Annotated in this window: 11 protein-coding genes; 8 read left to right on the top strand and 3 right to left on the bottom strand. The window is 41.9% G+C overall.

The window, feature by feature from the left end; translation table 11 throughout:
• The first annotated feature begins 2 nt into the window (after positions 1-2).
• The gene (purE, locus tag H8B21_RS01625; RefSeq protein ID WP_190312046.1) at positions 3-512 is read left to right on the top strand and encodes a 5-(carboxyamino)imidazole ribonucleotide mutase; all 510 of its coding nucleotides are present in this window, start codon (positions 3-5) and stop codon (positions 510-512) included.
• Positions 513-526: 14 nt separating this feature from the next.
• Here the strand turns inward: purE and H8B21_RS01630 are convergent, their stop codons facing one another.
• Together H8B21_RS01630 and glyA are read right to left on the bottom strand one after the other, a co-directional pair.
• Positions 527-1,117, bottom strand: coding sequence for an RNA polymerase sigma factor (locus H8B21_RS01630; RefSeq protein ID WP_190312047.1), 591 nt, complete (start codon positions 1,115-1,117; stop codon positions 527-529).
• A gap of 283 nt (positions 1,118-1,400) precedes the next feature.
• Entirely contained in the window at positions 1,401-2,672 is a 1,272-nt protein-coding gene (gene glyA / locus H8B21_RS01635) for a serine hydroxymethyltransferase (RefSeq protein ID WP_190312048.1), read from the bottom strand.
• A gap of 172 nt (positions 2,673-2,844) precedes the next feature.
• Between glyA and H8B21_RS01640 the strand changes: the two genes are divergently transcribed.
• The 7 genes from H8B21_RS01640 to H8B21_RS01670 all read left to right on the top strand — a co-directional run bounded on the left by H8B21_RS01640 (position 2,845) and on the right by H8B21_RS01670 (position 10,281).
• On the top strand, positions 2,845-3,198 hold the full coding sequence (locus H8B21_RS01640; protein ID WP_190312049.1) for a HesB/IscA family protein: 354 nt from the start codon (positions 2,845-2,847) through the stop codon (positions 3,196-3,198).
• Positions 3,199-3,337: 139 nt separating this feature from the next.
• The gene (ileS, locus tag H8B21_RS01645) at positions 3,338-6,754 is read left to right on the top strand and encodes an isoleucine--tRNA ligase (protein WP_190312050.1); all 3,417 of its coding nucleotides are present in this window, start codon (positions 3,338-3,340) and stop codon (positions 6,752-6,754) included.
• A 2-nt stretch (positions 6,755-6,756) separates the two neighbouring features.
• Entirely contained in the window at positions 6,757-7,143 is a 387-nt protein-coding gene (locus H8B21_RS01650) for a TraR/DksA family transcriptional regulator (protein WP_190312051.1), read from the top strand.
• A gap of 68 nt (positions 7,144-7,211) precedes the next feature.
• The gene (locus H8B21_RS01655) at positions 7,212-7,862 is read left to right on the top strand and encodes a lipoprotein signal peptidase (RefSeq protein ID WP_190312052.1); all 651 of its coding nucleotides are present in this window, start codon (positions 7,212-7,214) and stop codon (positions 7,860-7,862) included.
• A 13-nt stretch (positions 7,863-7,875) separates the two neighbouring features.
• On the top strand, positions 7,876-8,832 hold the full coding sequence (locus H8B21_RS01660; protein WP_190312053.1) for a M20/M25/M40 family metallo-hydrolase: 957 nt from the start codon (positions 7,876-7,878) through the stop codon (positions 8,830-8,832).
• A complete protein-coding gene (locus H8B21_RS01665) occupies positions 8,820-9,743 on the top strand; it encodes an SDR family oxidoreductase (RefSeq protein ID WP_190312054.1) in 924 nt (307 codons plus the stop codon). The genes H8B21_RS01660 and H8B21_RS01665 overlap by 13 nt, the downstream gene beginning before the upstream one ends.
• A gap of 13 nt (positions 9,744-9,756) precedes the next feature.
• Entirely contained in the window at positions 9,757-10,281 is a 525-nt protein-coding gene (locus H8B21_RS01670) for an acyl-CoA thioesterase (protein WP_130141504.1), read from the top strand.
• A 25-nt stretch (positions 10,282-10,306) separates the two neighbouring features.
• On the opposite strand, the gene H8B21_RS01675 is transcribed toward H8B21_RS01670, so the two are convergent.
• Positions 10,307-12,280: a fibronectin type III domain-containing protein gene (locus H8B21_RS01675; protein WP_190312055.1), complete on the bottom strand. Its 1,974-nt coding sequence runs from the start codon at positions 12,278-12,280 to the stop codon at positions 10,307-10,309.
• Between the last annotated feature and the right edge of the window lie 7 nt (positions 12,281-12,287).

Here is a 12,287-nt window from a genome sequence, read left to right on the forward strand (position 1 = left end):
AGATGAATCAAGAAAATATGGCGAAAGTAGGTATAATCATGGGAAGTAAATCCGATCTTCCCGTGATGCAAGACGCTATTGAAGTCTTAAAAAAATTAGGAGTAACTTTCGAAGTCTCTATTGTTTCGGCTCATCGTACACCCGAGCGGATGTACGAATATGCGAAATCAGCCGCAACGCGTGGGCTGAAAGTTATTATCGCAGGAGCTGGTGGTGCTGCTCATTTGCCGGGAATGGTTGCTTCTATCACCCACTTACCAGTAATCGGTGTTCCGGTAAAGTCCTCTAACTCTATTGATGGTTGGGATTCGGTACTTTCTATATTACAAATGCCTAATGGGATTCCCGTAGCAACAGTTGCGTTGAATGCCGCAAAGAATGCCGGAATTTTAGCTGCGCAAATTCTGGCTACTTCTTCGGAAGAATTAGCTGCATCTGTTTTGGCTTTTAAGGCTGACCTCAAAGCAAAAGTAGAAGAAACTGCTGAAGAAGTGGAGAACACCAAATTCTAGTTCTCCCCTTTTGTTTACCCCATGTTCAACATCATATTATGCTCCTCGATCATTTTTCGCAAATTGTTGAGCGCATAGCGCATGCGACCAAGTGCCGTATTGATACTTACATCGGTTATCTCCGCAATTTCCTTAAAGCTCATATCACAAAAATGACGCATGATAAGAACTTCCTTTTGATCGTCGGGTAACTTTTGAATGATCTTTCGCAAATCCACATCGCGTTGATCAGTCATCAATTTAGATTCCGCGTTATCGTCAGCAAATTCCAGTACGCCAAAAATATCATACCCCTCACTACTCACCACAGTCGGGCTTCGTTTTTCTTTTCGAAAATGGTCGATCACCATATTTTGTGCGATACGGACTACCCAAGGCAAAAACTTACCTTCTTCGTTATAACGTCCGGATTTTAATGTTCTGATAACCTTTATAAAGGTTTCTTGAAAGATATCTTCCGCGAGATATTCGTCTTTCACTTGTAGGTAGATGGATGTATATATTTTCGACTTATATCTATTCAGTAGCACCTCTATCCCCGATTCATCCCCCGCAACATAAGCCTGAATCAACTCAAGGTCACTCTTTTCTTTTAACGTTTTCATAGTAAATCCCCAGATTTATGTTTGAATTTATTTTAAAGAGTAAAGTGTTTTATAGGCGTCCTTTCGTTTGTATAACCATAATTCAAAGCAAATGAAAAATAACGAAGATTCAAATTAAACGATTATTTTTTAACATTTATTCACACATCTTTCGCTTTTCTGGATATAACAAATAAACACTTGAAATAGTTTATTTTATTTACCTTTTTATTCCATATATCCAATAAAAAAGGTGTGCAAAAATATTGCCCACCTTCTTCCATAATCCAATATTGTTAAACTATTACTTATATAACGGAAATTGTGCCATCAAGGCTCTCACTTTACCGTGAATCGCATCTAAAGCACTTTCATTCGAACGATTTGCCAATGCTTCATCGATCAACTCACCAATTTGAATGATTTCGTCCTCCTTGACACCGCGTGTGGTAATAGCTGCCGTTCCGAAACGTACACCCGACGTAACGAATGGTGAACGTGTATCAAATGGAACCATATTTTTATTCGTTGTAATACCAGCCTTACCTAATACCGCTTCCGCTTCTTTACCAGAAATATCCTTGTTGCGCAAATCAACCAGCATCAAATGGTTGTCTGTGCCTCCGGAGATAATCTTATAATCGCGATCAACAAAGAATTGAGCTAAAGTCTGTGCATTTTTACGCACCTGTTTAGCATATTCTAAGTATTCGTCACTCAACGCCTCTCCATACGCGATGGCTTTAGCTGCAATCGTATGTTCCAAAGGCCCTCCTTGCGTACCTGGGAATACAGCCAGATCCAATAACTGTGTTATCGTGCGGATTTCTCCTTTTGGTGTCTTAATACCCCATGGATTTTCAAAGTCCTGACCAACCATAATCATACCACCACGAGGGCCACGCAATGTTTTGTGTGTAGTTGTGGTTACGATATGACAATGTGGAAGTGGATCATTCAATAAACCTTTTGCTATCAATCCTGCTGGATGCGATATATCTGCTAATACAAGTGCCCCTATTTCATCGGCTACTTTACGAATACGCGCGTAATCCCAATCGCGCGAATACGCAGAAGCACCACATATAATCATTTTAGGTTTTTCGCGCAATGCGGTCTCTTCTAACTGTTCATAGTCGATAAGACCTGTATCTTCTTTTACTCCATAAAATAACGGTTGATAGATTTTACCCGAGAGATTCGCAGGCGAACCATGCGTCAAGTGCCCACCATGAGATAGATCAAGTCCTAAAATTTTATCCCCTGGCTGAATCGTCGCCAAGAAAACCGCCGCGTTTGCCTGCGCTCCTGAGTGAGGCTGTACATTGACCCACGCTGCACCAAATAACTTTTTTGCACGGTCAATAGCAATCGCTTCAATTTCGTCAACCACTTCACAACCTCCGTAGTAACGCTTGCCCGGCAAGCCTTCCGCATATTTGTTCGTTAAAACCGAACCGGCAGCTTCCATCACTTGCTTACTTACAAAGTTTTCTGAAGCGATCAATTCGATACCTTCTTCTTGACGCTTTAGCTCATCGGCTATTAGGTTAAAAATGACCTGATCTCTTTCCATCGTGTTATTGTTAAGGAGTATGATAAAAAAATTCTAAATTTTGGTGCAAAGATAATATAAATCCATAAAAAAATTAGGAATGTTTTATTATTGTCAAAAATAGCCTGCTTCCAAAAACTTCTTTAAAAGAAAGATGTAAATTTGTAACAACGAAATATATAAATAACGCGTAATGAGTACAGAAACTACAACAAATGCCGCTCCCGTAACCTTAACTGAAGGCGCTGTAGCGGAACTGAAAAAGTTGATCGACCAACAGGAAATCGGGGCAGATTTCGGTTTGCGTGTTGGCGTTGAAGGCGGTGGCTGTTCGGGCATGAGTTATATATTAGGCTTCGATCAAAAGAAAGACGGTGATAATGAATATATGATAGCAGGCTTACGTGTTTTTATGAATAAGGCACATGGTCTCTACTTAGCAGGTATGGAAATAGACTTTAAAAGCGGTCTGGATGCGCGGGGCTTTACTTTTAATAACCCCAACGCGACAAGCACTTGCGGTTGCGGAAGCTCGTTCTCGGCATAATTTAACAAGGCAGACCTTATACGTCTGCCTTCATTTTTGAAACCAATACCTATGGATTATATAATCCACACCACACACTACTATTTTCCATTTAAAATCACTAAATTAGCGACCTTTAAAAAAACAATCGCAATTTCGGATGTACAAGGAATATAAGCAGTTAAACTTGCCTGAAATAGGTAGAGAAATACTAGAACGGTGGGAGTCGAATAATATCTTTGAGAAAAGTATATCAAACCGTCCGGCCAACAAACCTTATACTTTTTATGAGGGCCCCCCGTCCGCCAATGGTATGCCAGGCATTCACCACGTGATGGCTCGCTCGATTAAAGATATTTTCTGTCGCTATAAAACCCTAAAAGGGTTTCAGGTAAAGCGTAAGGGTGGATGGGATACACACGGATTGCCTATTGAACTGGCCGTTGAAAAAACACTAGGCATTACTAAAGAAGATATCGGCAAAAAAATCAGTGTCGAAGCTTATAATGACGCTTGTCGGAAAGAGGTAATGAAATATACGGATGTATGGAATGACCTTACCCAAAAAATGGGCTATTGGGTTGACCTTAGCGACCCGTATATCACCTACCAGAACGAATATATAGAAACCTTATGGTATTTATTGAAAGAGCTTTACAAGAAAGGTCTCTTATACAAAGGTTATACCATACAACCTTATTCTCCTGCTGCCGGAACAGGTTTGAGTTCACATGAGCTGAACCAACCGGGAACATACAAGGATGTCAAAGACACTACGATTGTTGCCGAGTTCCGCTTAGATAAAACACAGGTACATCCGCTTATGACCACCTTAGTGGAATCTGAGGAAGAAGACGTTGCTTTTATCGCATGGACAACCACCCCTTGGACATTACCGGGCAACTCCGCATTGGTCGTCGGTAAGAACATCGACTATGTCAAGATAAAAACCTTTAACCAATATACAGGTCTTCCGGTGTCCGTTATTTTAGCGAAAAACCTGATCGGAAAGCATTTTAAAACCGAGGGACAACAAGCGTCTTTCCAAGACTATAAAGTGGGAGATAAAATCGTACCTTGGGAAATCGCTGCTGAATTTAAAGGGGAAGCATTGGTAGGTTTGCGTTACCATCAACTCCTACCCTATGTGACCAATGAAGAATTATTGGAAAAAGCCTTTCGTGTAATTCCAGGAGATTTCGTAACCACCGAAGACGGTACAGGTATCGTACATGCATCGCCAACTTACGGTGCAGACGACTTTAGGGTCTGTAAGGAGCATGGAATCCCTGCTATTTTGGTACGCGATGAAAACGGGAAGGACGTCCCTACCGTAGACCGTACCGGACGTTTCGTCAACGAAATAACCGACTTTGCAGGTCGTTTTGTAAAAGAAGAATATTATTCCGCAGAAGAGCGTGCGGAAAAAGACTTTAAACCCACAGACGTCTTAATTGCCATTAAATTAAAAGAGGAAAATAAAGCCTTTGACGTCAAGAAATACGAACACTCCTATCCCCATTGCTGGCGTACAGACAAACCAGTATTATACTACCCATTAGACAGTTGGTTTATCCGTACAACAGCTGTCAAAGACAAGTTAGTAGCGCTAAACCAAACCATTAATTGGAAGCCAGAAGCTACAGGTTCCGGCCGTTTTGGGAACTGGCTAGAAAACCTCGTAGATTGGAATCTCTCCCGCTCCCGTTATTGGGGAACACCGCTTCCCATATGGCGTTCGGCAGATGAGAATGAAGAAATATGTGTAGGCTCCTTACCGGAGCTGAAAACTCGGTTAGAACAGGCGGTACAGTCGGATGTACTGAATGCAGAAGAGAAAGCCGTAAACCAATCTTATCTGGATAAATTTGGGACGGATACGTTAGACCTGCATCGTCCATATGTAGACGATATTGTCCTGGTTTCTGACAACGGACAGAAAATGTTCCGTGAATCGGATTTGATTGACGTTTGGTTTGACTCGGGCGCAATGCCATACGCACAATGGGGAATTGATCATACCAAATTAGCTCTTGGAGACGAATATCCTTTCAAGGACGGATACGAAGATGCTTTTCCGGCAGATTTTATTGCAGAGGGGGTAGATCAAACCCGTGGTTGGTTTTTTACACTTCATGCGATTTCTACCATGATCCGCGGATCGGTGGCATTTAAAAACGTCGTATCAAATGGTTTGGTATTAGATAAAAACGGCAACAAGATGTCCAAGCGTTTGGGCAACGCCGTTGATCCGTTTATCACCATCGATAAATACAGTGCCGATGCAACCCGTTGGTATATGATTAGCAATGCGGCACCGTGGGACAACCTTAAATTTAATGAAGAAGGCCTAGACGAGGTTCGTCGTAAATTCTTCGGCACGCTGTATAACACCTACGCTTTCTTCGCACTATATGCCAATATCGATAATTTCAACTATAGCGAGCCGGATATTGCCATAGAAAAGCGTCCGGAAATAGACCGTTGGATTATCTCCTTATTGAACAGTTTAACCAAAGAAGTGGACGGATACTATGCAGACTTTGAGCCTACCAAAGCTGCTCGTGCTATCCAGAATTTTGTCGACGAACATTTAAGTAACTGGTATGTACGCCTGTGCCGCCGCCGTTTTTGGAAAGGGGATTATACAGAAGATAAAATTTCGGCCTACCAAACGTTATATACGTGTCTAGACACTGTTGCGAAGTTGATGTCACCTATTTCGCCATTCTTCTCGGATCGCTTGTATCTCGATTTAAATGCGGTTTCAAAAAAAGAACCCTACGAATCGGTGCACTTGGCAGATTTCCCTGTTTATCATGCGGACCTAGTAGATAAGGATCTGGAGGAACGTATGGCGCTAGCACAAGACATATCATCGCTAACTTTATCCTTGCGGAAGAAAACAGGCATTAATGTTCGTCAACCGTTAAATAAAATTTTGGTCCCGGTATTGGACAATGCTTTTCAAGTAAAAGTAGAAAAAGTCAAAGAGCTTATCCTGTCAGAAACAAATATTAAGGAGGTATCCTTCATTACAGATACCGCAGGAATCATTAAAAAGAAAATAAAACCAAACTTTAAGGTTCTCGGGGCAAAAGTAGGAAAGGATATGAAAACGGTAGCTGCGGCCATCCAGTCCTTGAACGATGAACAAATTAGCTTATTAGAACACGAGGGATCATTAAAGCTAGAAGGTACCGCCTATACAATCCAACCAGAAGATGTAGAGATTATAGCGGAAGATGTTGCCGGATGGCAGGTTGCTAATCTTGGAAAACTAACCGTTGCGTTGGATATTAATATTACGCCGGAACTGAAAAAAGAAGGATTGTCAAGGGAGTTGATTAACCGCATCCAGAATCTCCGCAAAGAGAAAGGTTTTGAGGTTACAGATAGAATTAAAGTGACAATAACTCAAAATACTGAAATACAAGAAGCTGTAGAGAATAATTTATCGTATATTTGCACCGAAATTCTGGCAAACTCTATTGATTTTAAAGAAGCATCATTGGAGTCTGGAGATACCATCGAGATTGATGGTAGGGAGTTAAGAGTAATTGTTGATAAAAATTAATTATGGGAATGAGTACAGAAAAAACACGCTACAGTGATGCTGAACTTCAAGAATTTAAAGAGATTATTCTTGAAAAGCTTCGTATCGCAAAAGAAGAGCTTGCAGCTTTGACTTCTTCATTGAGCAGCAGCAACGCCAATGGAACAGATGATACCGCGGGGACATATAAGACATTAGAAGATGGCTCAGCGACGTTGGAGAAGGAACAAACAAACCAGCTTGCAGCTCGCCAGAAAAAATTCATCGACAATCTAGAAGCTGCTTTGGTACGCATTGAAAACAAAACGTACGGTATCTGTCGCGAAACAGGCAAATTAATCCAAAAGGAACGTTTAAAAGCCGTACCGCACACAACATTGAGTATTGAAGCGAAAAACAAACAGTATTAACAATTAATATGAAATAAAGTGGAGATGTTCAAAATACAACTTTTAAGCATCTCCATTTTTATATACTTATGAAAGGCTATAACCGACCACTCTTACTGATTGCCATTATCCTGTTCATCGACCAAGCGTCTAAATTTTGGGTAAAACTCAATATGACCATCGGACAAGATTTTAATATCATTGGTAACAAGTTTCTCATCCACTTTATTGAGAACAACGGAATGGCTTATGGTATGGAATTTGGCGGAGAGTTCGGAAAACTTTTTCTTACACTGTTTCGAATCGTTGCTGTGATTGGCATCGGATATGGTCTGCACTATATGGTTAAAAACAAGTACCATCGTGGCTTTATCCTAAATGTGGCTTTGATATTTGCAGGTGCTCTAGGGAATATTATCGATTCCACGTTTTATGGTGTTATATTTAGCGAAAGTACATTTTACGAAAAAGCTGTCTTATTTCCCGAGGGTGGCGGATACTCCTCTTTGTTTCACGGGAAAGTCGTGGACATGCTTTACTTTCCTTTGATAGAAGGTAATTTCCCCGATTGGTTTCCTATCTGGGGAGGAGAACATTTCTTGTTTTTCCGACCGGTATTCAATATCGCTGATTCAGCTATTTCTGTTGGGGTATTCCTTATTTTGATTTTTCAGAAACGTTATTTCAAAGAGGAACACGTGGAAAAAGAAAGCGTGAACAGCGAAGTTTTGGAAGATTAGGTATATTTGGGGCATGAAATATAAAGCCCCATTTTCTTTTTATATAATAGCGCTACATTTTCTATTATTTATTCCCTTTCAATCTGTTTTAGCACAGATCAACCAAGAAAACCTAAAAAAACACATCTATTATTTAGCTGACGACAAGATGCAAGGACGTGGCACGGGTTCTAAACAGGTCAAAAAAGCAGCAAAATATATTGAAAAGCATTTTAAGCAATACGGACTAAAACCTAAGGGAGAAAAAGGCTACCGTCAATCTTTCGAAGCGCGGGTACGCCGCGTCGTAGTGAAAGACAGTATCCGCCAAGCGGACAATATTATTGGCTACATGGATAATAATGCCCCGTATACCATCGTTATCGGCGCGCATTACGATCATTTAGGAGAAGGCCATCAAGGTGGCTCAAGGGATTCGCTCGGTGTGGGGCAAATCCATAATGGTGCGGATGACAATGCGTCTGGCGTTGCAGGTTTATTAGAACTCGCCCGCCATTACAGCAACAATGCTATCACGGAGCCCTTCAATTTACTATTTATTGCTTTTGGAGCGGAAGAACTTGGATTGGTAGGCTCTCGATATTTTACGGAGAATCCTACGATTCCACTGGAAAACATCCATTGGATGTTGAATATGGATATGATTGGTCGATACAATGCCGATAATGGTGTTGCCGTTATAGGCTATGGAACCAGTTCGAAATTTTCCGCCATTTTTGAAAATATAACAAGCGATATCAAATTTAATCTCAGTCGTGACGGAAACGGTGGTTCTGACCAAACTTCCTTTTATAAAAAAAACATTCCTGTCTTGTTTTTCCATACTGGGGGCCATGAGGACTACCATAAGCCTGGAGATGATCCGGAAAAAATTGATTACGAGGCATTGGAATCTATCTTGAAACTGGAAATCGATGTCATCGACAATTCCATGAAACAGGATAAAATGGATTTTCAATGGACAAACTAAAACAAACAATTCTTATTACAGGTGCGAACGGGTTTCTTGGGCAGAAGCTTGTTGAAAAGTTAATCGATAAATCGCAATACTGTATAGTCGCTACTTCTAAAAGCGAAAACAGGAATTTTATCCGAGAGGGTTATACCTACATCCCATGTGATTTTACAAACATGGATGCGCTTCAGGCATTATTAGATGAAGTTCAGCCAGATAAAATCATCCATACCGCAGCTATGAGTAGCGTAGAGGCTTGCGAAAAAGACCCCACATTATGTGAAAAAGTAAATATCGAAACCGTTTATCAATTGGGGCAATATTGTGCGCGACATGACAAGCATCTCATCCACCTATCGACCGATTTTGTATTTGATGGCAAGGAAGGACCTTATAAGGAAAATGATACGACGAACCCTTGTAATGCATATGGGGAAAGTAAAGTGGCGTCTGAAATACGTTTATCATCCACAACTTGTCGTGCAGCTATCCTGCGTACTATTTTAGTATACGGCATAAATGGAGATCACAATCGATCCAATTTGGTTCTTTGGGCGAAGAAACAATTGGAAGATAACAACCGCATCAACGTCGTAAGCGATCAGTTGCGTATGCCTACTTTTGTAGACGATTTAGCGGATGCCTGTATCCTTGCAATAGAAAAAGAAGCGACCGGTATATATCATATCTCCGGCGACGAAATGATGTCTGTATTGGACGCTGTTTACCATATCGCAGATTTTTGGCATCTGGACAGGTCGCTTATTAATCCAATCCGCGCCGTTGATATCGGACAAGAAAACAATCGTCCGAGAAAAACCGGCTTTATTCTCGACAAGGCAAAAACGGAATTAGGATACTCCCCTACTCCGTTTATAAAATCGCTAGAGGAAATAGAACAGCAGTTTAGTTTTTATAACAGATAACAACAACAAACGCATGAATAAAAAATTCGCAAAAGAATCCTATACGGAAATGAACGAACTTGTACTTCCCAACGATACCAACACCTTTGGCAATCTAATGGGCGGACGATTATTATACTGGATGGATATTTGTTCGGCTATGGCAGCCCAAAAACACTCCAATAGCCCTGTAGTAACAGTATCGGTGGATAATGTTTCGTTTAAACGCTCCATCAAACTAGGCGAAGTAGTTACCATACAAGCGAAAGTAACACGTGCATTTAGTTCGTCGATGGAAGTACGCATGGAGATTTTTGCACACAACCTACCGGAAGGAACCCGTATAAAATCAAATGAAGCGTACTATACATTCGTGGCTATTGATGAGAACACAAAACCTCGAAAAGTCGCCGAACTGGTTCCAGAATCGGAAGAGGAAATAAAGCTCTTCGACGAAGCTTTACAGCGTCGCGAGCTACGATTGATCCTCGCCGGTAAAATGGCAGTCAAAGATGCGAAAAGTATCACGTCATTGATCAGTGCCATGAAGACCGTATAATTTTACCCTTTTAAAGATCGTCCTTTCAGGGACTATATATCACTTCTTCGCTCCAATCGCTTTCCATCTCGTCTTGGTCGACACAGGCGACATAGTAGAGATAGTTATTCCCTTGTTTGATGTCCGTGTCTTCGATGGCGGTTAAGTTTCCGTCAAGTGTTTTGTATAGTACCGGTGGCTCCGTGTTGACGACACGGTAAATATGGTACTTCTGTATAGGTGCTTCGCTCCCATCCCAAGTCAGGTACACTTTCCCCTTATTTTCCATAACTCTTACCTTGAGTGGCGGTAGAAACTTCTCGGGAATGCGTTCGATATGGATAGGCGTGCTCAACGCGCTTTGGTTTTCATGGATAGAGACCGATTGTACCGCGTAATCATACCTATCTTTTGCCCGCAGGGTATCCACATATTCATTGATTTCGACCGTGGCAACCGGTTTTTCAGGAAACTCCACACTATCTTTAGGTTTTCGATAGATATTGTAGCGGTCGATACTTCCCTCCCACCTGTCCATATCCCGCCAGGTGATTAACACGCTGTTTCTGTCCATCCAGATAACCTGCAACTGATCGGGAGCGGACATCCTTTTATCTTTATGCTCGGGGATACTGATAGCAATCAGTTCAGACATCGGGCTTAAGGACTGGGTCTTGGATACTGCTGTAATGCCGTAGTAGATGACTTCACCAGCATCCGTTGCTGTACTGTCCAGAAAGGTCGTGACGCTATCCTTTTCGTAGGGAATCATGTTGCTCACCTGTTGTAATTCTCCGTTGCGACCTACAGCCCGATACACATAGTAACCCGCTACGTTGAGGCTGTCTTGGTGCATCCAACTCAGCTGTGGTTTATCGTCGATGATTTCGCCCCGTACGTAATGGGGAGGAACGAGATTGACCACTCCTTGGTATAAACCCGACGTACGAGCGGAGGCGAACGACATATTGGATTCACCTTGGATTAACAGTTGATAATAGTAGTTACCCCCACCGATAACATCATAGTCGATAAATTCCGTATCTGTTACGGGCAATGTTGCCAACAACGCATAACCGGTATCGTAGTCCGCACTTTTGTAGATCAAAATATTTTGTAGTGCATAGCGCTGATCCAGTGAATCCCAGGTAATGCGAATACCTCCGTCTACGGCGGTCGTATTGATATTAAAGCCAGCATTGACATTACGATTCCCCCCTACCTGCAGCGATACGGTATCGGATGCTATACCGAGATTACCCATGAGGTCTTTACCTCGGATAAAATAATCATATCGCACGCTCTGGAGGACGGTAGTATCCTGCGTAAAATAGATGACAGAATCCTGCGTTTCATTGAGTACCATCCCTTTGGTCGTATGGATCTTTTCAAAATCGTCAAATCCACCGCTTATCTTTCGGTATATTTCAAAGCTGGGTGCGCCGTTTACAATTGATGAACGAAACCGAAGTTCGGGATAACCCTCACCCGGATCGACATCAAAGCTCCGCATCGCAGCGAAATCAATCGTATCTAACCGGTGGACAACAGATCCGCTGTACCGGTCACCGTCTTCATTTTCGATAATATAATCATAGCTTTTACCCAACGCTACCGACGTATCTAGAAAGGCTAGCCCGACGTACAATTTGAGGTGGGGAGCAGGCGCCGTCACAAATTCTATCTGCGTCTCTTGATTATGCCAGTAGCTCCAAAGCATATTGACTGTGGAATCCGAGAGTGGTGAGGAGTCGGGCATATGGAACAGCAGATCATTGATCCGCTTAGCCAGCTCCTTGGCCGACCGAACCGGATTGTGCTGCAAGACCGGTTGGTATTCAGCTTGTTGATTCTCCTTCCGAAGCACGACATAGCTTTTGTTACCAAAGTCCATATTGTTCAGGTCGGCGTAGATGCCATTCGGCGTGCTAACCATGTTGATGGCGCTGGCCTGCTCTTGCCCAGACAAGCTATTTGCATAAAGCAAAATAACACTAAAAAAACAAACTATATTTTTCATCTGTATA

The sequence above is a fragment of the Sphingobacterium chuzhouense genome (assembly GCF_014692525.1).
Taxonomy (GTDB): domain Bacteria; phylum Bacteroidota; class Bacteroidia; order Sphingobacteriales; family Sphingobacteriaceae; genus Sphingobacterium; species Sphingobacterium chuzhouense.

Excerpts from the sequence above, each read along its gene's own strand:
- purE (WP_190312046.1), top strand. The coding sequence starts at position 3 with ATGAATCAAGAAAATATGGCGAAAGTAGGTATAATCATGGGAAGTAAA.
- H8B21_RS01630 (WP_190312047.1), bottom strand. The coding sequence starts at position 1,117 with ATGAAAACGTTAAAAGAAAAGAGTGACCTTGAGTTGATTCAGGCTTAT.
- glyA (WP_190312048.1), bottom strand. The coding sequence starts at position 2,672 with ATGGAAAGAGATCAGGTCATTTTTAACCTAATAGCCGATGAGCTAAAG.
- H8B21_RS01640 (WP_190312049.1), top strand. The coding sequence starts at position 2,845 with ATGAGTACAGAAACTACAACAAATGCCGCTCCCGTAACCTTAACTGAA.
- ileS (WP_190312050.1), top strand. The coding sequence starts at position 3,338 with ATGTACAAGGAATATAAGCAGTTAAACTTGCCTGAAATAGGTAGAGAA.
- H8B21_RS01650 (WP_190312051.1), top strand. The coding sequence starts at position 6,757 with ATGGGAATGAGTACAGAAAAAACACGCTACAGTGATGCTGAACTTCAA.
- H8B21_RS01655 (WP_190312052.1), top strand. The coding sequence starts at position 7,212 with ATGAAAGGCTATAACCGACCACTCTTACTGATTGCCATTATCCTGTTC.
- H8B21_RS01660 (WP_190312053.1), top strand. The coding sequence starts at position 7,876 with ATGAAATATAAAGCCCCATTTTCTTTTTATATAATAGCGCTACATTTT.
- H8B21_RS01665 (WP_190312054.1), top strand. The coding sequence starts at position 8,820 with ATGGACAAACTAAAACAAACAATTCTTATTACAGGTGCGAACGGGTTT.
- H8B21_RS01670 (WP_130141504.1), top strand. The coding sequence starts at position 9,757 with ATGAATAAAAAATTCGCAAAAGAATCCTATACGGAAATGAACGAACTT.
- H8B21_RS01675 (WP_190312055.1), bottom strand. The coding sequence starts at position 12,280 with ATGAAAAATATAGTTTGTTTTTTTAGTGTTATTTTGCTTTATGCAAAT.